General features: G+C 42.6%; 31 protein-coding genes. 14 read left to right on the forward strand and 17 right to left on the reverse strand.

Going from position 1 to position 21,618, the window contains the following annotated elements; all coding sequences use genetic code 11:
• Window positions 1-62: 62 nt before the first annotated feature.
• Window positions 63-767 carry a YitT family protein gene (locus tag BM528_RS02615; RefSeq protein WP_071978537.1) on the reverse strand — a complete coding sequence of 235 codons (705 nt, stop codon included), beginning with the start codon at window positions 765-767 and terminating at the stop codon, window positions 63-65.
• Between the two features lie 189 nt (window positions 768-956).
• On the reverse strand, window positions 957-1,268 hold the full coding sequence (locus tag BM528_RS02620) for a hypothetical protein (protein ID WP_071978538.1): 312 nt from the start codon (window positions 1,266-1,268) through the stop codon (window positions 957-959).
• Window positions 1,269-1,662: 394 nt separating this feature from the next.
• On the opposite strand from BM528_RS02620, the gene BM528_RS18730 reads away from it, so the two are divergent.
• The 5 genes from BM528_RS18730 to BM528_RS02640 all read left to right on the forward strand — a co-directional run bounded on the left by BM528_RS18730 (window position 1,663) and on the right by BM528_RS02640 (window position 6,578).
• On the forward strand, window positions 1,663-2,310 hold the full coding sequence (locus BM528_RS18730) for a hypothetical protein (protein WP_232230555.1): 648 nt from the start codon (window positions 1,663-1,665) through the stop codon (window positions 2,308-2,310).
• 20 nt (window positions 2,311-2,330) lie between these two features.
• Window positions 2,331-2,783, forward strand: coding sequence for a hypothetical protein (locus BM528_RS18735; RefSeq protein ID WP_232230556.1), 453 nt, complete (start codon window positions 2,331-2,333; stop codon window positions 2,781-2,783).
• A gap of 18 nt (window positions 2,784-2,801) precedes the next feature.
• A complete protein-coding gene (locus BM528_RS02630; RefSeq protein WP_071978539.1) occupies window positions 2,802-3,599 on the forward strand; it encodes a substrate-binding periplasmic protein in 798 nt (265 codons plus the stop codon).
• 200 nt (window positions 3,600-3,799) lie between these two features.
• On the forward strand, window positions 3,800-5,230 hold the full coding sequence (locus BM528_RS02635) for an alginate export family protein (protein WP_071978540.1): 1,431 nt from the start codon (window positions 3,800-3,802) through the stop codon (window positions 5,228-5,230).
• A gap of 58 nt (window positions 5,231-5,288) precedes the next feature.
• Window positions 5,289-6,578, forward strand: coding sequence for an NRAMP family divalent metal transporter (locus BM528_RS02640; RefSeq protein WP_071978541.1), 1,290 nt, complete (start codon window positions 5,289-5,291; stop codon window positions 6,576-6,578).
• A gap of 49 nt (window positions 6,579-6,627) precedes the next feature.
• Here BM528_RS02640 and BM528_RS02645 read toward each other — a convergent pair whose 3' ends face one another.
• The 7 genes from BM528_RS02645 to BM528_RS02675 all read right to left on the reverse strand — a co-directional run bounded on the left by BM528_RS02645 (window position 6,628) and on the right by BM528_RS02675 (window position 11,029).
• Window positions 6,628-8,106: a hypothetical protein gene (locus BM528_RS02645; RefSeq protein ID WP_071978542.1), complete on the reverse strand. Its 1,479-nt coding sequence runs from the start codon at window positions 8,104-8,106 to the stop codon at window positions 6,628-6,630.
• Window positions 8,107-8,229: 123 nt separating this feature from the next.
• Entirely contained in the window at window positions 8,230-8,409 is a 180-nt protein-coding gene (locus BM528_RS02650; protein ID WP_071978543.1) for a hypothetical protein, read from the reverse strand.
• 138 nt (window positions 8,410-8,547) lie between these two features.
• Complete coding sequence (locus tag BM528_RS02655) at window positions 8,548-9,096, reverse strand: histidine phosphatase family protein (RefSeq protein ID WP_071978544.1); 549 nt, start codon at window positions 9,094-9,096, stop codon at window positions 8,548-8,550.
• On the reverse strand, window positions 9,093-9,392 hold the full coding sequence (locus BM528_RS02660; protein WP_071978545.1) for a YciI-like protein: 300 nt from the start codon (window positions 9,390-9,392) through the stop codon (window positions 9,093-9,095). The genes BM528_RS02655 and BM528_RS02660 overlap by 4 nt, the downstream gene beginning before the upstream one ends.
• 42 nt (window positions 9,393-9,434) lie before the next feature.
• A complete protein-coding gene (locus BM528_RS02665) occupies window positions 9,435-9,806 on the reverse strand; it encodes a DUF3703 domain-containing protein (protein WP_071978546.1) in 372 nt (123 codons plus the stop codon).
• 52 nt (window positions 9,807-9,858) lie between these two features.
• Window positions 9,859-10,032, reverse strand: a complete 174-nt coding sequence (locus tag BM528_RS18740) for a hypothetical protein (RefSeq protein WP_232230558.1) — start codon at window positions 10,030-10,032, stop codon at window positions 9,859-9,861.
• Between the two features lie 400 nt (window positions 10,033-10,432).
• Window positions 10,433-11,029, reverse strand: coding sequence for a glutathione S-transferase family protein (locus BM528_RS02675; RefSeq protein ID WP_071978547.1), 597 nt, complete (start codon window positions 11,027-11,029; stop codon window positions 10,433-10,435).
• 258 nt (window positions 11,030-11,287) lie between these two features.
• Between BM528_RS02675 and BM528_RS02680 the strand changes: the two genes are divergently transcribed.
• The 3 genes from BM528_RS02680 to BM528_RS02690 all read left to right on the forward strand — a co-directional run bounded on the left by BM528_RS02680 (window position 11,288) and on the right by BM528_RS02690 (window position 13,490).
• Window positions 11,288-12,442, forward strand: coding sequence for an IS110 family transposase (locus BM528_RS02680; protein ID WP_071978548.1), 1,155 nt, complete (start codon window positions 11,288-11,290; stop codon window positions 12,440-12,442).
• Window positions 12,443-12,927: 485 nt separating this feature from the next.
• Window positions 12,928-13,173 carry a type II toxin-antitoxin system CcdA family antitoxin gene (locus BM528_RS02685; protein ID WP_071817742.1) on the forward strand — a complete coding sequence of 82 codons (246 nt, stop codon included), beginning with the start codon at window positions 12,928-12,930 and terminating at the stop codon, window positions 13,171-13,173.
• Entirely contained in the window at window positions 13,173-13,490 is a 318-nt protein-coding gene (locus tag BM528_RS02690) for a CcdB family protein (protein ID WP_071978549.1), read from the forward strand. Before BM528_RS02685 ends, BM528_RS02690 begins: the two co-directional genes overlap by 1 nt.
• Before the next feature lie 103 nt (window positions 13,491-13,593).
• On the opposite strand, the gene BM528_RS02695 is transcribed toward BM528_RS02690, so the two are convergent.
• Window positions 13,594-14,253 (reverse strand): hypothetical protein, encoded by a 660-nt coding sequence (locus tag BM528_RS02695; protein WP_071978550.1) that lies wholly within the window; start codon window positions 14,251-14,253, stop codon window positions 13,594-13,596.
• Between the two features lie 203 nt (window positions 14,254-14,456).
• On the opposite strand from BM528_RS02695, the gene BM528_RS02700 reads away from it, so the two are divergent.
• The 4 genes from BM528_RS02700 (at window position 14,457) to BM528_RS02715 (ending at window position 15,690) form a co-directional block, all read left to right on the forward strand.
• Window positions 14,457-14,678, forward strand: a complete 222-nt coding sequence (locus tag BM528_RS02700) for a TA system antitoxin ParD family protein (RefSeq protein ID WP_071978551.1) — start codon at window positions 14,457-14,459, stop codon at window positions 14,676-14,678.
• Window positions 14,671-14,961, forward strand: a complete 291-nt coding sequence (locus BM528_RS02705; RefSeq protein ID WP_071978552.1) for a type II toxin-antitoxin system RelE/ParE family toxin — start codon at window positions 14,671-14,673, stop codon at window positions 14,959-14,961. Before BM528_RS02700 ends, BM528_RS02705 begins: the two co-directional genes overlap by 8 nt.
• Before the next feature lie 187 nt (window positions 14,962-15,148).
• A complete protein-coding gene (locus tag BM528_RS02710; RefSeq protein ID WP_020745298.1) occupies window positions 15,149-15,391 on the forward strand; it encodes a type II toxin-antitoxin system ParD family antitoxin in 243 nt (80 codons plus the stop codon).
• A complete protein-coding gene (locus tag BM528_RS02715; RefSeq protein ID WP_071978553.1) occupies window positions 15,388-15,690 on the forward strand; it encodes a type II toxin-antitoxin system RelE/ParE family toxin in 303 nt (100 codons plus the stop codon). Before BM528_RS02710 ends, BM528_RS02715 begins: the two co-directional genes overlap by 4 nt.
• A 77-nt stretch (window positions 15,691-15,767) precedes the next feature.
• On the opposite strand, the gene BM528_RS02720 is transcribed toward BM528_RS02715, so the two are convergent.
• Together BM528_RS02720 and BM528_RS02725 are read right to left on the reverse strand one after the other, a co-directional pair.
• On the reverse strand, window positions 15,768-16,022 hold the full coding sequence (locus BM528_RS02720; RefSeq protein ID WP_071978554.1) for a DUF2442 domain-containing protein: 255 nt from the start codon (window positions 16,020-16,022) through the stop codon (window positions 15,768-15,770).
• The gene (locus BM528_RS02725; RefSeq protein ID WP_071978555.1) at window positions 16,003-16,239 is read right to left on the reverse strand and encodes a DUF4160 domain-containing protein; all 237 of its coding nucleotides are present in this window, start codon (window positions 16,237-16,239) and stop codon (window positions 16,003-16,005) included. The genes BM528_RS02720 and BM528_RS02725 overlap by 20 nt, the downstream gene beginning before the upstream one ends.
• Before the next feature lie 196 nt (window positions 16,240-16,435).
• On the opposite strand from BM528_RS02725, the gene BM528_RS02730 reads away from it, so the two are divergent.
• Together BM528_RS02730 and BM528_RS02735 are read left to right on the forward strand one after the other, a co-directional pair.
• Entirely contained in the window at window positions 16,436-16,858 is a 423-nt protein-coding gene (locus tag BM528_RS02730) for a putative toxin-antitoxin system toxin component, PIN family (protein ID WP_071978556.1), read from the forward strand.
• A gap of 1 nt (window position 16,859) precedes the next feature.
• The gene (locus BM528_RS02735) at window positions 16,860-17,081 is read left to right on the forward strand and encodes a toxin-antitoxin system HicB family antitoxin (protein ID WP_012517112.1); all 222 of its coding nucleotides are present in this window, start codon (window positions 16,860-16,862) and stop codon (window positions 17,079-17,081) included.
• Between the two features lie 96 nt (window positions 17,082-17,177).
• Here the strand turns inward: BM528_RS02735 and BM528_RS02740 are convergent, their stop codons facing one another.
• From BM528_RS02740 to BM528_RS02760, 5 genes are all read right to left on the reverse strand, one after another.
• Window positions 17,178-17,441, reverse strand: coding sequence for a type II toxin-antitoxin system RelE family toxin (locus BM528_RS02740; RefSeq protein ID WP_071978557.1), 264 nt, complete (start codon window positions 17,439-17,441; stop codon window positions 17,178-17,180).
• On the reverse strand, window positions 17,428-17,661 hold the full coding sequence (locus tag BM528_RS02745) for a ribbon-helix-helix domain-containing protein (RefSeq protein ID WP_012517122.1): 234 nt from the start codon (window positions 17,659-17,661) through the stop codon (window positions 17,428-17,430). Before BM528_RS02745 ends, BM528_RS02740 begins: the two co-directional genes overlap by 14 nt.
• 393 nt (window positions 17,662-18,054) lie before the next feature.
• The gene (locus BM528_RS02750; RefSeq protein WP_071978558.1) at window positions 18,055-18,549 is read right to left on the reverse strand and encodes a GNAT family N-acetyltransferase; all 495 of its coding nucleotides are present in this window, start codon (window positions 18,547-18,549) and stop codon (window positions 18,055-18,057) included.
• Window positions 18,550-18,700: 151 nt separating this feature from the next.
• Window positions 18,701-19,051: a hypothetical protein gene (locus BM528_RS02755; protein ID WP_071978559.1), complete on the reverse strand. Its 351-nt coding sequence runs from the start codon at window positions 19,049-19,051 to the stop codon at window positions 18,701-18,703.
• A gap of 107 nt (window positions 19,052-19,158) precedes the next feature.
• Window positions 19,159-19,560, reverse strand: a complete 402-nt coding sequence (locus BM528_RS02760) for a hypothetical protein (RefSeq protein WP_071981120.1) — start codon at window positions 19,558-19,560, stop codon at window positions 19,159-19,161.
• Window positions 19,561-21,618 lie beyond the last annotated feature (2,058 nt).

Below are 21,618 nucleotides of genomic sequence, written 5' to 3' on the forward strand. Positions count from 1 at the left end.
ATGATCTGGGCTTTTTTATTGCTCACATTGTTCAACCGCTATGTGCGATAGCGACTTTAAAGTTAGCTATTTTGCGGGTGAAGGTTTGCGTCAATGCTATCGTCGTTATTGTCATCAAACGTATCACTGCTTTCGTTCTCGCTATCGTTTGCTTGGTTTTTGTTCTGCGACGCTGGTAAATAGCGTTCTGGGCGATGATTAAGCGATATCACCATATTCAAGCAGAATGCAGCTAAGATGGAAATCAATACAAGATGCCATTCTATAAACTGCAGCGCACATAAAAGAATCATGCTATCTACAGTTAATTGAAAGAATCCGGCTCTTATATTAAAACGCTGCTGTAAAAAGAACGCCATAATGCCAATGCCGCCCAAACTAGAACTGTGTCTGAACATCATCAGCATGCCTACACCAATTAAAATGCCGCCAAATACCGCTGCAAAAATGGGGTTTACATGGCTTATGTCCACAAACGCAGGAATTTGTTCTGTTAACACCGATACGGTAGTAACAGAAATAAAGGTATTGATTGTGAATCGCTTGCTAATTTGTGTCCAAGCAAGTGCGTAAAAGGGGATATTGATTAAGAAAAAGAGTACGCCAAAATCAATATCTATCGCATACGTACCTAACAGGGCTAACCCTGCAGCGCCGCCCACCATAAGATCTTGAGATTGAAACAAGAATACGCCAAACGCAACAAACAAACCCGCGCTAACTAAGGCAAATACATCTTCGATGACACTGTGATCTGGTTTTTGCATGATAAGGAACTTGCGTTAAGAATACACAACGTAATTGTACGTTTACAGCACAGTGGAATATAGAGGGAAGGAGTTATCTAGAACGTGCTAAAAAGGCAGATGGTATGCATGCCTTTACGACTCTTATCTATTGGGTAAACAGCGTGTTGCGCGGGTGTAAATGTTGCACCATTTTGTAACATGAAAGTATTAATCAACCACTGCACTCAACACAATATCTTGTTTGTTAAAGCTTATTCTGCATTGCATTATGCCAAGGTGTAGCGGGCTGTAGGCCTCAATTTTGCTGCCATTAGCCACAAATTCTGTGCGGTAAGAAAGTAACTCTGCGGTATTTAAATACCTCTCAACGCTTGCTTTCGATATACCAGGAGAAAACTTATCACAAAAAATAATGACTTCTCTGCGCGCTTCAATCCAATAAAAGGTGATGGCTATTAATAGTGCAATAGCAGCTATAGCAGCAATATCAGCAAGTATTGAACGTTTCATCGCATGCATATGTTACCTCTTTCATTATGCGTAAGCAGGCTACGTTGAGAAGTGTGAGACACCATAACCTAATAAAAGTGCGTAAAAATATTGATAAAAAATAAATGCCTAACTCGCGTTTAAACATAACACGGCTAAAGAGATGTAAGGAAGTGCTTGAACGTCGGGTATTTATAACCGCATCTAGCAGCCAAACCAACTGGCAAAATATTGACTACAACCCAGCGCAATAGCCAGTTAGCATAAGGAATGTTTATGTTGTTAGGTTATAATTTTGTAAGGTTACTGATACCATAGTCTTATCCTTTAGTCGTAGAACCATTTTTTTGAAAGCTAGGTAATAAAATACCAGTCATAAGCCTTCTTCTTTACTGTTTCGCCAACACTAAGTGTAGGAACTTCAATGAAAAAACTTTCCCTATCGCTATTGCTTATTATTAGTAGCGTGGCCACTAGCAGTGGGCTTGTATTGGCCGACGAGTTGCCTTTTACTTTATCCGGTCATGCGCGAGTTAACTACGGACACCAAGATTGGCTTATTCCAGATTTTAGAGATGGCTTTGAGTTTGAATCTTTCAAGCTAGGTGTAGCTGGAGAATCTGATCAATTTAGCTATAAAGCCGAATATCGTTGGTATGAAAATGTCGATTTTAATACGGTTCGCTTTGCCGATTTAACCTACCACTTTAACGAAAGAACCGAAATTACCGGCGGGATCACGCAAACGCCTTTTGGCCTGCAGCCATTTGCCAGTAATAGTTTTTGGTTTTCAGTAAACTACTACCTCGGTTTTGAGGACGACTACGACGCCGGCGTTAAAATTAATCATCAGCGAGGCAATTGGGATTTCCAAGCTGCCTACTTTATGAATGATGAGTACAACGATGCCGCAAAATTTGCCCGTTACTCTTTTGATGTGGCCGACGACGGCGAGTTCAGAAACTCCGAGGATGGCCAGTATAACGTTCGCGCTAATTACACCGGGCGTTTTATTAGGGGGGGACAACGGAAATTGGTGCCTCTTATCAGTATGGCAATATTCTCAACTTAGATACATCGCGAAGCGGTGATATGAATGCATTTGCTGTGCATATGCGCCATACGCAAAACGACATTAAGGTTGAGCTTCAGTATATCGATTACGAATACAATCTTGAGGCTCCAGAAGGGCAGGCCGACGATCGTCTCGCCCTTTCTTCGTTTACCTTTCCGTTTCTTGCTGCAGCCAATGGACAAACTTATTCTGCTAACCTTATTTATTCGGTGCCGTACGACTTTGACCACATTGAATCGCTTACCTGTTATTCAGAATTCAGCCTTGCGAAAGGTGAGGATGCGTCGGGCAAAAACTCCTCTCAATGGGTGAACGGCTGCAGCTTAGGCTGGGACAAGCTGTTTATGTATGTCGATAGTATTCGCGGTAAGAACATGTGGTTTTCAGGTGGTCCGGGCATTGGCCTCGACATAGGCGGCCTTCAAGACACTACGCACAGACTCAATATAAATCTTGGAATTTATTTCTAAGGTCGAAGAGGAATTATCATGAGAATAGTTAGCACCATTATCTTTTTATTGGCCTTAGTGCCATCGTTAAGCCATGGTCATGCGTGGCTGAAACTAAGAATTGCAACAACAGAGTATGCACCCTATACCTCTAGCGATTTACAACATGACGGTTATATAAACCACATCATCACCGATGCGCTGTTAGAAACCGGCGTTGAAGTGAAATATGTGGCCATGCCGTGGGAAAAAGCCTTAGAAGCCACGCTCGCAGGTGAGTTTGACGCGCTATCATACGGCAATTTTATCCGCTCTAGAGAGGATGAGTTTTTCCATAGCAAACCAATAAGTGCCGAAAGTTTAATATTTTATGTAAATAGTAAATATGAAAACCGACAGTGGTCTAAGCTAAGCGATATTGCAGATTTGAAAATGGGCATTACCGAGGGATATCTCTACAACGATGAGCTAGCCTCTTTCGTTAAAAACAACAAAAATGTTGTAAAACGAACCACAGATAAAGAAAACCTAGAAGCATTAGTTAACGGAGATATTGATATATTTCCCATAGATGAGCTGACAGGCTGGTATTTACTTGAGCGCGAGTTCACAGATGCGGAACGGGATGAAGTGGCGCGCATTACGCCGTTTATATCAACTGTAACCACTCATCTTTTAGTGCCTAAAGGAAAGCCCGATAGTCAGTTAATTCTGTCGCTTTTTAATAAAGGCATAGAAGAGCTGACGTTAGAAGGCAAGTTGACAAGATTTAAGCGCCTATTAAAAGAAGGTTACTATCAACACCCTCAAAAGAAGGTGAATTACGATAGACGTTAAAGACCAGGCTTGCCCTCGCTTTTTAACTTATACAATGTAGTTGGCGGTGTTGGAAAGACGATAGAAACACCGCCGCTTATATCAAAAACATATAATGACTGTTTCATCATTATAGTTTTGCAGCACACAAATAGTGCGCTAAAACGCGCATTGCGTATAATTGCCGTTTATCATTTCTGCTAAAGCTATTCGGGCAGTTAATGCTCGCACAACGTTGCTTTTTACCTTATTTTTCTACTCGAGCTGTATTGTCATCGCTGACTTTTATTTCACAGCCACTATTAACGCTGCTATTAGTATCACTTTTTGCATTCTTCATCTTTACCATCACCTTCACTTTGACTGCAAGTGCCTCTGAAACGGATAAGTCTCAATCACATAACAGTTTGAAAGGGAACGCTAAGAAAAGTTTTGATAACCAATTACATGTCGATTTTTTTGGCTCATTTCGGGTGCGTTATGAATCTTTGCACAACCCTATTTTCCCCACAACACGGGAACAGCGAGAGCAAAATAACGAGCGTATTTCTACACGGGTCATTTTGAATACTCAGGTAAGTTATAACAATGTTAGCGCGACTTTAGATCTGAGAGATTCTCGCGCTTTTCTTGATGATAACGACCCTACCTTAAAAGCGAACCAAGTAAACACACTTGAGCCAGTTCAGCTATTTGTATCGTATACGCCTACTTCTTCATCTTATATTAACGCGGTAAAGGTTGGGCGTATGGAGTTAGACTATGGCAGTCGACGTCTGTTAGCAAAAACCATCTATCGCAATGCAACCAATAGTTACGATGGCATAGTGGTAGATGCCACGTTTTCAAACTGGAATATTAGCGGGCTTTATATTCAGCCGGTATCGCGATTTCCAAACGACGCGGAAAGTATCGACAGTAACGAAAGAGCCTTCGATAAAAGCTTTAGTGAAAGACGTATGTTTGGGGCATATATTACTTCTCCCGACAATAACTTGAAGCTGCAGAGCTATTGGCTAAAAGAGGACGACGGACAAGAGTTAGCGACGACAAATAGAGACCTTTACACCCTTTCTATCGACTACACCAAAGCGTTTGAAAATGGCTGGAAAGGAAATGTTGAGCTAGTAGGGCAAACTGGAACAGCGAGAGAAACCAACGCCGTAAATGACTCATTAGACAAAGATGTTCGAGCTTATATGTTGTTTGGTTACTTAGGTAAAAAGGTTAGCGCTAATACCTTTGTGCGTGCAGAATTCGACTACATCAGTGGAGACAATAATGCGTCGGATGACACCATTGAGAACTTCGACAGTCTGTTCGGGGTAAGACGCTTCGACTTCGGCCCAACCGATGTTTATCAGGCCATGCCAAGACGAAACCTTAAAACAGTAGGATTAAGAAGTATAAGCAAACCGAGTTCGGCTCATCATGTGCTACTAGGTTATAAAGCTCTGTGGTATCAAAAAGCGCCAGTGAATGTAGATGACTTCATTGGTCACCAACTAGAAGCGCGCTGGCGTTATAATGTGCAGCCCAATTTACGCTTAGCAATTGGCGGTGCCTACTTATTTAAAGGGCAGGGGTTTGAGCGCGGTGACTATCGCGATAACAGTGCTTTTTTATTCACGGGCGCTATGTATAGCTTTTAATTTACCTGTTATCTTTGCCCATTAATTTTAATTTAATGCTTAGAGTATTCCGTTTTATATGTTGTTAATGTCTCGCATTCGCGCACTGCTATCGCTTTTAGGGCCTGGAGTATTGATGGCAACAGCGGCCGTAGGCGGAAGTCACCTAGTGGCTTCAACGCAAGCTGGGGCAAAATTTGGTTGGCAGCTGGCTATTCTTATCCTAGTAGTGAACATTCTCAAATACCCCTTTTTCAGAGCGGGGGTTAGTTACACCATTAGTACCCAAAATACTCTACAGCAAGGCTATTTGAGTATGGGGAAGCGGTATCTAGCGTCAGCAATGTGTTTAAATATGATTGCTTGTGTGGTTAATGCCGCCGCGCTTTTACTCTTTGCAGCAAGTTTGCTCTCGTACTTTATGCCCTTCGACATCTCCATTACGACATCGTCTTCTATAGTACTTAGTCTTATTTTAGTTATTTTACTAGCGGGGCATTTTGAGGGATTAGACAATATCGCTAAAGCCATCATGGGCGTGCTGGTGGTAGCTACTATTGCAGTTTTTATCGTCGCCTTACTGCGCTATACCAATACCGATTTAGGAGAGCCCGCTGAACCTTCACCTTCACCGTGGACTCTAGCGACACTAGGTTTTTTAGTGGTTACTATGGGGTGGATGCCCGCTCCCATTGAAATATCATCAATAACGTCGTTATGGCTTAAGCGACAATGCAAAGATAAAACAGTTACTCCTAAAAACGCGCTGTTCGATTTTAACCTTGGATACTCAGTAACAGTGCTTCTTGCCATCTTGTTTCTCGGTTTAGGGGCGTTGGTACTACATTCTAGCGGGGAAAACTTAGCAACAAGCGGTATAGGTTTTTCTCATCAGCTAATTAGCATGTATTCCACCACTATAGGCGAGTGGGCGCATTGGCTTATCGCACTGGTGGCTTTTTTGTGTATTTTTGGTTCAGCACTGACTGTTTACGACGGCTATGCGCGAGTTGTTGCTGAAGGTATGTCGTTGCTATCAGGCAAAAATGATTTGTCTCAACCCAATGCGCCTACTAAGACTGCCGTGAGCAACAGGTTAGTTACTGGAGTGCTACTTGTTATGGCTGCCGTCAGCTTTGTTATTGTATTGTTTTTTAAATCTGCATTACTCGCCATGCTTGGCTTTGCCATGACGCTGGCCTTTACTACAACCCCTGTATTTGCATGGCTTAATCACAGGTTGGTTGCCCGCAGTCAACTGCATCCCAATGCAGCGCCGAGTACATGGGTTACCGCCGTTAGCTATTTAGGCTTACTGTACTTGTTTGGTTTTCTTCTCGTGTTTGTATGGTGGAAATGGCTGGCTTAAAAGCCATGGCGTCACTGGTTAAACGAAATGCCGATAATGGCAACAGGTCCTAGTCCTTAAGATTAATAATATCCCCAACCGAGCAAATAAATTTCACCAATTTATCGTGCTCATATAGCTCTCGCATCAGAGTTATTGGTTTGGCTCGCAATGAATCGCTGGCGATTATTTTTTGCCAATCTAGCGATTTAACATTCTCCTCGGGGCGGGCTTCTTTAACTGCTTTTAGAAACTCTTCAGCAATAATGCCCTGGCCAATGGCAGTGGGGTGTACGCCATCTAAACTGAAAATGCCCCCCGACGCGATATCCCCGTCAGGCGATGTATCGTAATATTTGGTATCTATGGGCGGATAAATAAACTGTAACGCTTCAGGGAACGGGTATGAAGGCTCGCCAAAGTTTCGCTTCCAAGCCATATCGGTGAGATCTCTACCGATATCGACAATGTGAAAATGCTCACGCCCTAAATCCTTATTCTTCTTTGCAACAAGCGTGGTAATAATGCGGTTAAATTCAACAATGGTTTTGTCAATAAACAGTGCATCTCTAAAGGGGAGATATTTACCACAATCTTTTGCAGCTGAATCGGATAGAGGAAAGTAAGAGTAGAACTCGTAATATAGTGCTTTTTTTTCAGGCCGAGAAGGGTCGGTAATCACTCTTTTTTCGCCCATGCCTTTAGCAATAGGGGCTATGGTTACCAAGGGGACTGTCCCCACAAAAACTTTCCAATCAGCTTCCTTGTTTTCTTGCATTGCATCTACCACCTTGTCTAACAATGCGGTGTATTCTGCTTTAAAGTCGTTGGGATGCCACAGGTTCCATTTACTGCGCTCTTCACGAGACGCCTTTAACACTCGCTCAGGATCGTTAGGAGTTTGCTGAATACTTAGGCTTAATACAGTACCAAGGGCATTATTTGCGCCTAGCCATAAAAAGAGGTTTTCTACGCCTTCTTCTTTAGCGCAGCGCTTCAACCAATCAACGGCGGTAAAGTTGCCAAACTCAGCCATTCCCTTATCGCCAAGTGGGTTGAGAATACGATAAGCGTTTCTGGAAAACGGATTGCCCACAGCGTGAAGGTAGCCATCGCCAGATGCATCTCCCTTTGCTATTGCATCAAGGCAAGATTGCGGCGTTACCATAAATGCATCACCTACATCCATGCCCTCTACAGCAACGTTATGAAACCCAGTACTGTCAAAAGGGCTACCCACCGGAAGACCAGGCATACCTTCGCCGCGTTCATAATAATCTTCGGCTTGATCTAAAACGCCATTAATAACTGAAAAAGCATTGAGCCATTCCAGTCCTCGAATATTCGAACCAAACTTTCTTTCCAATGCACGAAAAATACGCTCTAAATCAATTTTTGTTTTATAGCGCTCATCCCAACGGTAGTAGCGATAGTTAGTTTCACCCAAGGCTTCGGCTAGGAGTGTACTGTAACTCAGTCTAGTGTTGGCGGCGCTTCCCGACATAAAACCTTGAGAGATACTATCGCCAATCGTAAAAATCTTGGTCATTGCAAAACGTCCATGTGAGTAGGTAGGCAAGGCGATAACATTAAACAACAGCTCTAGCGAGTTCGCCCGTTTTAAAGAGAATAAAACGGGCTGGTTGTTTTTTCAACAGTTTGGCAGTGTGAATCAATCCGATTGTTTTGTTTTGGTTCGCTTAATAGAAAAGAGTCCGAACCAAAAACCGGCCTCTAACAAAAAGCCCAGTAGAATAAAAATAAAAAGCCCGCTATCAAAGCCTGCGCTATATGACGCTAGCGCAGCAAATAGCAGCAAAAACGATAAAGTAATACGGAGAAGTTTTGGCATTAACACCCTCCAAGGATTATTCAAGAGATTGAGTATAATAAAAACTTAGTATGGGTTTAATACAGTGCTCTTTGCAAGAACTACGGCTTCAAAAACGTAACCGAGTATTTCAGCCCTTTCCGTAAAATGACCTGAAAGTTAGCTTTCAAACATGGTTACGCCCCAATATGCACTAGATTTGCTTGTCTGTTTAAGCCCGTAGGCCCGAAAATGCTTTCGCATGTGCAAATTAAGATAGCCATGAGCAAAAACAATAACGTTGCTTTCTTTTTTTGCAATATCAATGAGTGTGACAGCGGCGCTTTCTGCTCGACTTTTTGCCTTGGTATAAGATTCAAAAGGGCCAGACTTTCCTATGGTCCACAGCGCACGATTTAAATAAACCCAAGTCCATGCGTTTAACGTGAATGGCAGTTTAAAGCGTGGAATATCCATTTCACGAAACAAAGCGGAGGTGACTGCGGGTGGCCTATTAAATGCAATTTTGCAGCTATGTATGGCGCGAGGCAAGTCGCTCGATACAATATAGTAGTTGGTAAACATATCATTAAATGAAAACGCAGGCCGACTATCGGAGGCGACCAACGAATGATTGTAATTTTTAACCCAGTTGGCGAAGCCGGCACTGTTTAAACGAAGGTTTTGAGAGTTTGCTGGCCTTCCGTGTCGCACTAAAACTATCTTCATGGCGATGTTGTTATGTCTGTATAAGCGCCGATAACTACATTCCATTGCCTTACCGCCCACCTTGTCACTACGCCATTGATAACGTAGGGATCGTTGAGTGCGAATTTCTCGGCTACGTCTTTTGAACTCCCTTTAAACACTAATATTGCCGAGTCTGCAGGGTCAGCAACAGCACCGCCCAAACACAGCTCGCCAGCATCAGCAGCGGCCTTCGCCAGTGCTAAATGTTGTTCACGATAGGGGGCTCGTGCTTGTTCGTAGTTAGAAGTTACTTCGTAGGTTAATAAAAAATACATGGTGTTAACTCGCAGCAATTTGCTTTTAGATGGAATAGCTCTCTAGGTTTCGGCGCGTTTGGCATTATTGATAAGCATTTGGTGCTCGGCTTTTATTGGAAGCGTTTTAAATGGGCTAATGTTCGACCCACCTGTATTACCATGAGGAATCAGCCCAATGGCCGTTTTGCTAAAAGCACCAATAATACGAAGAACTTGGCCTAAACACTCTTTAGTATTCCTTTGCCGAATAGCCCATAGCAGCATTAAAAAGTGCACTTTTACATGCCACTTTGTAGACTCTTGACCCAGCACATGAGCATTTTCTAAATGACGAAAAGAGTGAGAAATAAGCCCATCTTTTTCTCTTTCTTTAGAAAGCCGTAACTCTGCACTTACGCTACCAGCAATATTCTTAGAAAATGCGCCAAACATATCGAAAACCCTAAAATTGGAAGTAAGCTATAACGCGAGCTTACTTTCATTGTTACCGCGTTTCTTCATTCTTACCATCATTAGCGCCACAAACAATTTTTTCTTCACCTAGGTGGTACACATTGTTTATCGCCACATAGGTACCAGAAACAATACCAGATAGCGGAATGAGTACTAGTCCACTAATAGAATAAAAAGTGTTGGTATCTTCAAACCCGTTAATCATTTTGAGCGTTTTTCGATCTGATGAAATTTCACATCTAGTTACGTTTGAGGTATCTGTTTAAGGAACAACAACACAACTGAAAAGAAAAGGGATGGATAAAGTTATTAACCATAGAAATTTCAATGTAAAAATCCTTTTATTTTGTTTAGGAGTTAAGGGCCAATACTCATCGAATTAGCCTAACGGTTAACCAAACTTTCGGCGCTAAGAGTCGGAAGATGTGATTCTACAAGGGCTTCACGTTCAGCTTGTTTTCCGTCCTTTGGCTTGCATACAGCTACTATTCTGACTGACATAATTCGTCTGCGATGCTGGTGAGTATGTGACGTTATACTCGCTCGAAAAGGGCGAGAGCCAATAAGCTGTTTTTTTTGTGCAGCAACTTTTTCAACGCCAAATATTATAGCATTCCAATGTAATGCTGATTTTTTTGTATTCTGTTAATCCATGCTAAGACTGACGGATACTCTTTTAGATTAAAGCCACCTTCATGTGCAACATGAGTGTAACCGTATAAACTTATATCTGCTGTAGTTAGCAACTCACCTGCTAGATATGGCGTAGTTGAAAGTTGTTGCTCCATCACTGCCAGTGCTTTATGCCCTCCAGCCTGTTTAGCGTCATATTCTTCTTTACGCTCTTTGGGCAAGCCAAGGTACTTGGCGATAAAGCGCGCAACCGCTATATATGGTTCGTGACTGTATTGCTCGAAAAACTGCCACTGCTGTACTTTTGCAAGCTCAAAAGTATCTGTTGGAAGCAGCTCACTACCCGCTGCCAGATAATTTAATATAGCATTGGATTCTGACAGGCATTTGCCATTGTCTAACTCAAGGAGAGGAATTTTTCCATTAGGGTTCTTCTCTAAAAACTCCGTATTCGATGTATCACCGTCTATTATGTCGATATGAATCCATTCGTGCTCGATTGCTAGTAATGAGCATAGCAATTTGATTTTGTAGCAGTTTCCAGATTGAATATCTCCGTAAATTTTCACAGTTTTTCCTTGTTATGAAGCGTCTTAATCGACCTGCGCATTAGTAGGCGTTTAAATCGATTTGTGAGCACTTTTTTCAATCAACAAACATATGCCAAGTCATTCACATTCTTCGAGTTTTACACCAAAACCAAAATTTTCTGTGGGCAACCAGACACAATGACTCCCTGTGAAATGCTAGCCTCCGCATTTTCGTGGGTTAGCTGAAAGCCAGTGCCATAATTAGTTTGCTTAAGACTAAATCATTTGGAGGCTAGCATGAACAAACATAGCATGATTTTTATCGGGTTGGATACGCATAAAGAGTTTCATGAGGTAGCTTATTGTGAAGAACAGCGTGGGGCTGTGCCTGTTCATTATGGGCGTATTCCCTCGTCTAAGGTCAGTGTCAAAAAGCTAATTCGCCAATTTGAATCGAAGTATCCTGGCGCAACACTTCACGTTGTATATGAAGCTGGACCGTGTGGTTATTGGATTTATCGGCTGATTACGAGCTTGGGACATTGTTGCTACGTCGTGGCGCCATCTCTTATCCCTAAAAAGCCTGGAGAGCGAATTAAAACCGACCGCCGAGACGCGCTTAAACTCGTTAAATCATTAAAGTCCGAAGATCTCACGCCTATCTATGTGCCTGAGCCAGAAGATGAAGCGGTTCGTGATTTATCACGTGCTCGTGAAGCGGCAATGAAGGATTTAAAAGAAGCCAAGTATCAACTCAAAGCCTTATTACTTCGCAACAACATACGTTATGAAGGCACTGCCAACTGGTCGAAGAAACACCTTCGCTGGCTCACCGAACTGATATTGCCTCACCCAGCCCAGCAAATTGTCTTGCAGGAACAACTGCAAACCATTGAGGAACGTATCCGGCGACTGGAAAGGCTCGACAATGAGTTAACCCATCATGTGCACCAATGGCGCTATTATCCCGTAGTGAAAGCCGTTCAGGCGATGCGAGGCGTTCGATTGCTCGTTGCTGTTGGTGTGGTGGCAGAGCTCGGTGATTTACACCGTTTCGACCATCCAAGAAAACTCATGGCGTATTTAGGTTTAGTCCCCAGCGAACAATCATCAGGCGGAAAGCGGCACTTAGGTGCTATTACTAAAGCGGGGAATGGCCGAGCACGGCGTTTACTGATTGAAGGTGCGCACAGCTATCGTTATCCGGCAAAAGTCTCTACCGAATTACAGTTAAGACAGGAAGGCTTACCCAAAGACATCGTCGATATTGCCTGGAAGGCCCAACTGCGTCTGTGCAAACGCTATCAGCGTATGAGTAAAAAAGGTAAACACTACAATTTAATCATTACGGCGATTGCCAGGGAAATGGCGGCTTACATATGGGTCATTGCAAAGGAAGTGGTACTCACGCCGGTTAATCCAAAACTAAGACTGAGCCGAGTACCTGCATGATAAACGAGTTTGAGCTAACGCATTCGGATCAGGCCGCGGAATGTGGCACAACCTACGGGCGATAACTTAACGGTTATTGATCCACGAGCCTAGACTGATGAGAAGGTGACCACGGCGGAGTGAGTAAGGTAGGCGCTGTTCATTGTAATTAATGAATAATCCACGAATACCAGCATGATAACCGACGACATTACTGCCTCATCCGGTGCGTTAGCTCATTTATTTTGAGTGATAAAGACAACTAATTATGGGCTGAAAGAGTGTCAGGAAAGCACTCGTTTAGGGTTGACAGAGGGAGTCATACCAACACCCGCATCACGGGCAAAGGTACGTAGGCTACAATACTAAGCGAAGCGCAGGGAGCCTACGTGTTTTTGTCCCTAGCGAGCGCAGCGAGTGTTAATGCGTTTGTTATATTCCAACCATGCTTTGCAATGCGCATTTGTATGCGTATACTTAATGGTGAGATTAGTTGGAGTGATAAAATGCAAGATTTATATGACGTCCATGCCCCCAAGAAAGCGACAAATCTAAGCTTAAATAGCGACTTATTGCAAAAAGCTCGAAGTTTAAAAGTTAACCTTTCTGCGACATTAGAGCAAGCACTCAGAGACAAGCTAAAAAGTATTGAAGCAGAGAAATGGAAAAAAGAAAACAAAGCTGCCATAGCTGCATACAACGAGTTTGTTGCTGAGAACGGTTGTATAGGTGATGAGTACAGGAACTTCTAATGGCGCAATTTGATGTTTACAGAAACCCAAGCAAAAAAACTAGCAAAGCTTACCCTTTTCTTGTTGATGTTCAAAATTCTGTAATCGACCAATTGGCAACAAGGCTGGTTGTACCGTTAACAACTAGTAATACTAAAAACAGTTTCTACATGAAGAAGCTGACGCCGGAAATAGAATTCGAGGACACAACATATTTATTTCTAGCACAACAACTTAGTTCTATACCCGAAGACGTGCTCCACGATCGCATTGGTTCGTTGGAGCAATCCAGAGCACTGCTGATAGATGCAATAGACTTCGCTATCACTGGAATATAACGCCCTGTTAACAGGCAAAAAATAGTTGGCTTAAATGGCGGCGAAGGAGCAAAAGCCAACGTTTTTTTGTCCTTGTTAAACAGCTTGTTATACGGTTTATACACTAATTAACTTTTGATTTTCCCCACCATGGTTGAGAAAAATCGACCTTGTCTTCTGGAATAACCATTGGATGTTCTCTTAAATAATACCCCCAAAAAGCTTTTTCATATTTTGGGTTATATATTTTAAAATGCCCTTGGGCTTGATACTCTTCTAAAAGTTTGCGATACGCACCTACAGGTTCTTGAGGGTTTCCCTGTTGGAAAATAACTGTGCCTCCATACGTTTCATACAGATACTTACTAATTTTGTAAGTTCTAACGAAGTTTTTATATACCTCGAGTGAAACCTCTTCCATTTCCGAAGTTAATTCCTCAGGTGATGACTTTGGACTAGAACGACGAATAAATTCAGCAAAACTTCTTACTTCTTTGATTGTTGGTTCTAAATCATGTTCATTCGACAATTTTTGAAAAATTCGTTCCCATATTATTGAAGTTAATTTGTCCGCTCTCACTTTATCAATTATCTGCGTTTCTGATAAATCAGGATAAGAGCGCTTATATCCCTTTAAAGCTCTCTGATCTATTTCCAGATCAGTCCCGTGTATTGTATCTCCTAGTATAAGGGCTACTTTTGTTGAGCTATTCTCATGTGCAAACCCCTTCAGACAAAAAGTAAATAAAAAAGAAAACAGAATAACCAAAAACTTATTTTTCATGATATACCTCCATGTTTGGTAACCGTATAGACGCCCGCATAACGGGCAAAAATACGTAGGCTAGAATACCAAGCGAAGCGCGGGGAGCCTACGTGCTTTTGTCCCTAGCGAGCGCAGCGAGTGTTGATGCGTTTGGTATATGCAATTTGCCACAGTTGTAGCGCATTGCTACAATGTGGTAATGAACTATTAGGAGACATATTATGGCAACCGCGAGCGTAAGACTAGACCAAGATCTAGTTGAGAAAGCTACCATTATGGGCAAAGCACTAAATCGAACTATGCCAAAACAGATTGAGCATTGGGCAAAGATAGGTGAAATGATGGAAGATAATCCCGAATTGCCATACGAATTTGTGAAACAGGCAATTATTTCTAAAGCTGAAAAAGAGGCTGGAAAATTGGAGCCTTACGATTTTGGCTAAGATTACCAATGTTTTACAGACAGCTAATTTTAAGAGAGCAGTAAAGAAGTTACATCAGAATCAGAAAAAAGACTTGGATAAAGCCGTTAAGGAACTAATGGCCGATCCTCTTCTAGGTGAGCAGAAAAAAGGCGACCTAGCCTTTCTTCGCGTGTACAAATTCAAGATGGCCAAACAGTTAACCTTACTAGGTTACAGCTACGAGGACGGCACTGTAATACTTGAATTAATAGCTCTTGGTTCTCATGAAAACTTTTACCGCGACGTTAAAAAGTTATTCTGACCAATTGCGTATAACGGCCCGCATAACAGGCAAAAATACGTAAGCTACAATACCAAGCGAAGCGCAGGGAGCCTACGTGTTTTTGTCCCTAGCGAGCGCAGCGAGTGTTAATGCGTTTGTTATGCGCTATTGACTTACAGTGCGCAAATACCATAATTAGGTATATATTGGTACTTGGAGAAAGTAAATGGCTAAAAATACCAGCATTACCCTTGGTGACCATTTTGATGGCTTTATTGCTAGCCAAATTCAAACTGGTCGATATGGTTCAGCGAGCGAAGTAATTCGATCAGCTCTTCGCTTGCTAGAAACACAGGAGACCAAATTAAACACTTTGCGTCAATTACTTGTAGCAGGTGAAGAAAGCGGCGAGGCTGAATACGACCTTGAGAACTTGATATCAGAACTAGATGGTGAATTAAAAGAGTGAAACCATTTAAGTTAACTGTACTCGCAAAATCCGATTTAAAAGATATGGCGTTATTTACGCAACGGAAATGGGGGCGGGAACAGCGTAATGTGTACCTAAAACAGTTCGACGATTCATTTTGGATGTTGTCTGAAAATCCTGATATCGGTAAAAGCTGCGACGAAATAAGAGACGGATACAGAAAGTTTTCGCAAGGTAGTCACGTTATTTTCTACAAGCAAACTGGTAGCCAGGAAATTCTGATTATAAGAATTCTTCATAAAAGTATGGATGTAAATCCATTACGCTTTGGCGCCTAACGCCCTAATTTGGCGGCACAAACACGTGGGCTATACTGCGAAGCAGAGCCCACGTGTGTGTCCCCAACATTTGATTGTTATCTTCTGCTGCGATTGCCGATAAGTAGACCGGTTACACTTAGATCCTCATCAAGCTGCGGCCAGTGAATACCTTCACCATCACCTAACAATTCCCAATCCTGCAATTGAGATGAGCTAGCTTGAGAAAGGCTAGGAAACCAGGATAAAGGAACAGAAATAGTTCTACCGTCGATTAGCTCGACAATTAAAGAACTTTCGTCGAAAGACAACGACACAGCTTGTGGGTGATGTTCAACTGCTAAAGTAGCCATTCCAAGCCTCCAAAAAAGCATCTCTATTTTCGACAACAAGCTTTCCCAAAGTTCTAAGTTCTTTTGGAGCAAAGCGAGTTGAACTTGCTAACGCGACAGGACGAAGCCAGAATTTAGCTGGCATTCTTTCGCGTTGAATATGAATGTGGGCCGGATCACCATTTTCGTTACTGTAAAAGAAAAAGCGATATGGCCCAATTTTTAATACTGTTGGAATGCTGAAAGGTTATATGAAAAGTGCGGGAATGCCAACGAGAAGATAACTTTCCAATAACGGGCGCAGACATGTGGGGCATAATGGCGAAGCCGCCCCGCGTGTATGCGTTCCAGCGAACGCAGTGAGTATGTTGATTGGGTTGTTAGCTGCCATTGTCAAATTGAAAAGTGATAGCATATACGCTAGCATATAAAGTATGAATAAAGTAGTTATTGACACCAGTGTACTTATTAGCGCTCTGATTGGCAAAACAGGCCCCGCCCGAGAAGTGATAAGGCAATGCTTGATGGGGGATTTAAAGCCGCTGATTAGCACGACCTTATTCTTGGAGTACGAAGCAGTAAGCAAGCGAGACAAAATTAAAGAATTGTGCCCGCTTACCGAGGGCGAAGTGAGCGAGTTGCTAGCAGCATTTTTTAGTGTTTGCGAATGGGTTCAGATACATTATTTGTGGCGGCCAAATTTAAAAGATGAAGGCGATAACTTTCTTATAGAGCTTGCAGTGGCAGGAAATGCCGAGAGCATTATTACGAATAACCTAAAAGACCTGAAAAATGCGGAATTACAATTTGCTGGTTTGAAAGTGTTAGCGCCTGAAGATTATTTGAGAGGAGTTTAATATGTCCACTTTAACTGTACGTCTACCAGACGATAAGCATAATCGATTGAAGGCTTTGGCTGCGCATAAAAAGTTGAGCTTAAATAAATTGATAGAAGAATTGTCTACGCAAGCGATAGCTGAATTTGATACTGAGGTAAGATTTAAGGCGATTGCTGCTACTGGAGACAAAAAGAAAGGTTTGGAACTTCTAGATAAGCTTGATTCACACTTTGGCAGCTAACTTTCCAATAACGGGCGCAGACATGTGGGGCATAATGGCGAAGCCGCGCCGCGTGTATGCGTCCCAGCGAACGCAGTGAGTGTGTTAATTGGGTTATTAGGTACGTCTATAAACATCGGAGCGATGCCCGACTTTTATCACCTGTACAACAAGCTCGTTTTCTCGGATTTCATAAATTATTCTATAAAGACCTTGTCGGATACGATACAAGTCGAGTCCACTAAGTTTAATTGCTCCATCCCTTCGTGGGTTTTCAGCTAATAAGTCAATTTTGGCGAGGATCTTTTTAACGTCCGACTTGGGAATTGCCCTAAAATCTTTTGCTACTGACTTCTTGAAAGTGACGCTATATTTTTCCATCAGCTTCCAAAGTGTTTAGCAAGTCCTCATAGGAGATTTCGGGCTCTTTGGCCCTTTGTCTTACCGCAGCCAAATCTTCTTGATCTTCTTTCATAAGGAGTCTTACTGCTTCATCAATCAGTTCTGATATTGAGGTATCTGATGATGCCGCCCGCAGTTTCAAAGCATTATGAATTGCTGGTTCGAAGTAGACGGTAGATCGTTTTGATAAAGTACTCATGAATAAGCCTCCATTTATGTAACATTAAAACATTATAGCGTTAAAATGTCAGTTGGGCTAATTTTTACTCAAGAGTACGTAACGCTAAGCTTTGGGGCGCTAGCACGTGGGCTAAAATCCGAGCGAAGCGAGCCAGCCCACGTGTTAGCGTCCCAGCGACCGAAGGGAGTGCCAACAGCGTTTTGTGTACGCCCAGCATGGGCATGAACTAATGAGGTGAAAGTCCTCTGTAGGAAGATCACCGTTGTTTAACACACTGTTATTCAACGCGAACTACTAGTGGGTTGCGCTTCACTATCCTAAATGAAACGCCCTGTGCGGAGCCGCATGCAGGGTGTTGTGGGGGCTGGAGGCTAGATACCTCCGGCTACCCGATTAGATTTTTCTCGCACTCTAAAACGACCTCAGTTTAGCGAAGATATGATTATCGTAGAACTGTCCGTTCTTAAATATGGCCTTTTGCAATATTGCTTCTTGAGTAAAGCCATATTTTAAAAGTAAGCCCATTGATGCAGCATTGCTAGAAAAAACAGAGGCAAAAAGGCGAACAATATCGGTGTTTGAAAAAACGTATTCTGACATTTGGTCTAAAGCTGAAGACGCGACACCTTTACGCCAGAACTTTTGTGCAATCCAATATCCGATTTCTCCAGACTTTTGATATTCGAAATCCCCACGGGTAACGCCAATACAGCCGGCCAATTGACCATTAACTGATATGGCTTTAATTAAATCGCCTTTACTTCCTTCGCTTACCCACCATTTGGCGTCTTCTAGCGTGTACGGAGTAGGGATTTTAGTAGACAGAAACTGTGTAACGGAGTCGTTATTTAAAATAGTAACAATGCTATCGACATCATTTTCCGTGAAGTCTCGAAGAGAAACCATGTAAGTCCTTTTGCTGTTCAGAATAAATAAGTTTCCAAAGAATCTAACTTTTAAATAAGGGGCGCAGGCGCGTGGGCTAAAATGCGAAGCAGCCCACGTGTATGCGTCCCAGCCTGCGCAGCAGGCGACTTTATTTTTTTGTTATGTGCGTTCACTTTGAACAACCCTGATTTATGATACGTTGAACCATTTTAGAGGTTTGCTCAGCCTCTTGAACAAACTGCTGGTAACTCTTGCCCAGAAACATGCCGTCTATGGTTAGCTGATAACCGCCGATTAAGTTTTGAGAATGAAGACTTAAGATAATACTGTTTTCAAAATGTGTGAATTCCAGAGATGAATTCAGAACTGTAACAGGACTAAAAGGCTCATATTCTGCTACCACACTTACAAGACATGCTGCCTCAATTGGTACTTCGAAGTTCACTCCATAGCCAATCTTGTTGTCTATGCTTGAACAGCCGCCAAGTAAAATTAAAACTAAAAATGTTCGAATATTCATTAGCACATAACTTCCAAATAAGGGGCGCAGACACGTGGGCGATAATGGCGAAGCCGCCCATGTGTTTGCGTCCCAGCCTGCGCCAGCGGGCGAACTTAATTTGTTTGTTATACCTGTGTTTCTACAACCTTGGAACCGCTTTTTATAAATGAGCTTAAAGCACGGCTAACACAAGAATTTGAAAAAACGTTGAAATCATATGGTGCTCTAGAAACCTCGTAGTAAGATAGCACTGACTCATTTTCAACGAATACCAATAAGGTTACTCCGTCATTAATCCACACTGACGTTAATGATTCTAATGGCCATTCAAAGCCGAGCAATTCACTTGCAGCTTCATTATTGGAGTAAGGGCCGAGAAAACAAACTTTATCCCAGTTTCCATTAACATACTCGACGAATTTAATTGGCTCTTTTGCGTAATCAAAATTTAAGGACGGGGCTTCTACTTCACCATAGGAGCATGCGCTTAAACCAAGAATTAAAACCAATAAATTCAAATAATTCATAAGAAGGTATAACTTTAAGCTAAGGGGCGCTAGCATGTGGGCTAAAATCCGAACGAAGTGAGTCAGCCTACATGTTAGCGTCCCAGCGACCGAAGGGAGTGGCTTGAGCGTTTTGTTAGGCGTACAACTGAAAGTACGCAGCTTTGCTGCCACCACTAGCCGATTAGCCAGCTTGTTTAAATTATTGAAAATAAGATAAAACAACCCTGTGCGAAAAGCCAGATGTTAACGGCATTGCTGGATAAAAGAGCGAGTTTAGAAAGCTGGTGATGTTGAATGTTGGCGTTGCGATGTTGATGAAAAGCCCGTTGCTAAAGCCGTTGAAACAACCGAGAAAGCTAGCCGCGAACACGACCTAGCGAAACAACCTTGATGCTGGAATGTCACGTTTGAACCCACATTTTAATGCTGTAAGTAAATGACGCCTAACACTAAGCTTTGGGGCGCTAACATGGGGCTATAATCGCGAAGCGGCCCCGTGTTAGCGTCCCAGCGACCGAAGGGAGTGCCAACAGCGTTTTGTTAGGCGTACACCGAAATGTACGCAGCTTTGCTGCTACCACTAGCCAATTAGATCGCGTGTTTAAATTATTGAATTTAAGATAAAACAACCCTGTGCGAAAAGCCAGATGTTAACGGTAATGCTGGATAAAAGAGCGAGTTTAGAATACGGATGATGTTAAATGTTGGCGTTGCTTTTTTTGATAAAAAGCGCGTTGCTAAAGCCGTCGAAACTACAGAAAAAGCAAGCTGTAAAGACAACCTAGCGAAACAACCTTGATGCTGTAATGTCACGGTTAAACCCACCTTTTTATGCTGTAAGTAAATGACGCCTAACACTAAGCTTTGGGGCGCTAGCATGGGGCTATAATCGCGAAGCGGCCCCATGTTAGCGTCCCAGCGACCGAAGGGAGTGCCAACAGCGTATTGTTAGGCGTACAACTGAAAGTACGCAGCTTTGCTGCCACCACTAGCCAATTAGACCGCGTGTTTAAATTGTTGAATTTAAGATAAAACAACCCTGTGCGAAATGCCAGATGTTAACGTTAATGCTGGATAAAAGAGCGAGTTTAGAAAGCTGGTGATGTTGGATGTTGGCGTTACGATACTGAGGAAAAGCGCGTTGCTAATGCCGTTGAAACTACCGAAAAGTAAGCCGTAAAGACAACCTAGCGAAACAACCTTGATGCTGGAATGTCACGGTTGAACCCACTTTTTAGTGCTGTAAGTAAATGACGCCTAACTTTAAGCTAAGGGGCGCTAGCATGTGGGCTAAAATCCGAACGAAGTGAGTCAGCCCACATGTTAGCGTCCCAGCGACCGGAGGGAGTGGCTTGAGCGTTTTGTTAGGCGTACAACTGAAAGTACGCAGCTTTGCTGCCACCACTAACCAATTAGCCAGCTTGTTTAAATTATTGAATTTAAGATAAAACAACCCTGTGCGAAAAGCCAGATGTTAACGGCATTGGTGGATAAAAGAGCGAGTTTAGAAAGCTGGTGATGTTGAATGTTGGCGTTGCGATGTTGATGAAAAGCGCGTTGCTAAAGCCGTTGAAACAACCGAAAAAAGTAAGCCGTAAAGACAGCCTAGAGAAACAACCTTGATGCTGGAATGTCACGGTTGAACCCACTTTTTAGTGCTGTAAGTAAATGACGCCTAACATTAAGCTAAGCGGCGCAGTTGCGTGGGGCATAATGGCGAAGCCGCCCCGCGTAAATGCGTCCGAGCGACCGAAGGGAGTGGTCTTAAGCGCCTTGTTATAAGCAGAGCCAGTTCCTTTGGTCTTTTTAAAAACTGTTGAAGCCAGCATACGATTGATTGTTAACACAAACAAGAAAAACGACTGTGCAGCGATGTTTTTGATTTGACAGAAGCTAGCCGCCATCCGAGCTATCGAGTGTAATGGCGCTTACTGACTTAAAATAAGCACTTGGCGATAAAGCGCCTATTACACCACCTTTGAATTGAAAGCGGCGGATTTTCACCTACCACAAGCTAGAGCGATGTTAATGAAAACAGGTGAGGGTAGTTGTACTGGGATTTTTATAAAGCCAAAC

This window comes from Alteromonas sp. RW2A1 (genome assembly GCF_001886475.1).
GTDB lineage: Bacteria > Pseudomonadota > Gammaproteobacteria > Enterobacterales > Alteromonadaceae > Alteromonas > Alteromonas hispanica.

Bases quoted from the DNA above. Each gene is read 5' to 3' on its own strand.
- BM528_RS02615 (WP_071978537.1), bottom strand. From the start codon at position 767: ATGCAAAAACCAGATCACAGTGTCATCGAAGATGTATTTGCCTTAGTT.
- BM528_RS02620 (WP_071978538.1), bottom strand. From the start codon at position 1,268: ATGCATGCGATGAAACGTTCAATACTTGCTGATATTGCTGCTATAGCT.
- BM528_RS18730 (WP_232230555.1), top strand. From the start codon at position 1,663: ATGAAAAAACTTTCCCTATCGCTATTGCTTATTATTAGTAGCGTGGCC.
- BM528_RS18735 (WP_232230556.1), top strand. From the start codon at position 2,331: ATGAATGCATTTGCTGTGCATATGCGCCATACGCAAAACGACATTAAG.
- BM528_RS02630 (WP_071978539.1), top strand. From the start codon at position 2,802: ATGAGAATAGTTAGCACCATTATCTTTTTATTGGCCTTAGTGCCATCG.
- BM528_RS02635 (WP_071978540.1), top strand. From the start codon at position 3,800: ATGCTCGCACAACGTTGCTTTTTACCTTATTTTTCTACTCGAGCTGTA.
- BM528_RS02640 (WP_071978541.1), top strand. From the start codon at position 5,289: ATGTTGTTAATGTCTCGCATTCGCGCACTGCTATCGCTTTTAGGGCCT.
- BM528_RS02645 (WP_071978542.1), bottom strand. From the start codon at position 8,106: ATGACCAAGATTTTTACGATTGGCGATAGTATCTCTCAAGGTTTTATG.
- BM528_RS02650 (WP_071978543.1), bottom strand. From the start codon at position 8,409: ATGCCAAAACTTCTCCGTATTACTTTATCGTTTTTGCTGCTATTTGCT.
- BM528_RS02655 (WP_071978544.1), bottom strand. From the start codon at position 9,096: ATGAAGATAGTTTTAGTGCGACACGGAAGGCCAGCAAACTCTCAAAAC.
- BM528_RS02660 (WP_071978545.1), bottom strand. From the start codon at position 9,392: ATGTATTTTTTATTAACCTACGAAGTAACTTCTAACTACGAACAAGCA.
- BM528_RS02665 (WP_071978546.1), bottom strand. From the start codon at position 9,806: ATGTTTGGCGCATTTTCTAAGAATATTGCTGGTAGCGTAAGTGCAGAG.
- BM528_RS18740 (WP_232230558.1), bottom strand. From the start codon at position 10,032: ATGATTAACGGGTTTGAAGATACCAACACTTTTTATTCTATTAGTGGA.
- BM528_RS02680 (WP_071978548.1), top strand. From the start codon at position 11,288: ATGAACAAACATAGCATGATTTTTATCGGGTTGGATACGCATAAAGAG.
- BM528_RS02685 (WP_071817742.1), top strand. From the start codon at position 12,928: ATGCAAGATTTATATGACGTCCATGCCCCCAAGAAAGCGACAAATCTA.
- BM528_RS02690 (WP_071978549.1), top strand. From the start codon at position 13,173: ATGGCGCAATTTGATGTTTACAGAAACCCAAGCAAAAAAACTAGCAAA.
- BM528_RS02695 (WP_071978550.1), bottom strand. From the start codon at position 14,253: ATGAAAAATAAGTTTTTGGTTATTCTGTTTTCTTTTTTATTTACTTTT.
- BM528_RS02700 (WP_071978551.1), top strand. From the start codon at position 14,457: ATGGCAACCGCGAGCGTAAGACTAGACCAAGATCTAGTTGAGAAAGCT.
- BM528_RS02710 (WP_020745298.1), top strand. From the start codon at position 15,149: ATGGCTAAAAATACCAGCATTACCCTTGGTGACCATTTTGATGGCTTT.
- BM528_RS02720 (WP_071978554.1), bottom strand. From the start codon at position 16,022: ATGGCTACTTTAGCAGTTGAACATCACCCACAAGCTGTGTCGTTGTCT.
- BM528_RS02730 (WP_071978556.1), top strand. From the start codon at position 16,436: ATGAATAAAGTAGTTATTGACACCAGTGTACTTATTAGCGCTCTGATT.
- BM528_RS02735 (WP_012517112.1), top strand. From the start codon at position 16,860: ATGTCCACTTTAACTGTACGTCTACCAGACGATAAGCATAATCGATTG.
- BM528_RS02740 (WP_071978557.1), bottom strand. From the start codon at position 17,441: ATGGAAAAATATAGCGTCACTTTCAAGAAGTCAGTAGCAAAAGATTTT.
- BM528_RS02745 (WP_012517122.1), bottom strand. From the start codon at position 17,661: ATGAGTACTTTATCAAAACGATCTACCGTCTACTTCGAACCAGCAATT.
- BM528_RS02750 (WP_071978558.1), bottom strand. From the start codon at position 18,549: ATGGTTTCTCTTCGAGACTTCACGGAAAATGATGTCGATAGCATTGTT.
- BM528_RS02755 (WP_071978559.1), bottom strand. From the start codon at position 19,051: ATGAATATTCGAACATTTTTAGTTTTAATTTTACTTGGCGGCTGTTCA.
- BM528_RS02760 (WP_071981120.1), bottom strand. From the start codon at position 19,560: ATGAATTATTTGAATTTATTGGTTTTAATTCTTGGTTTAAGCGCATGC.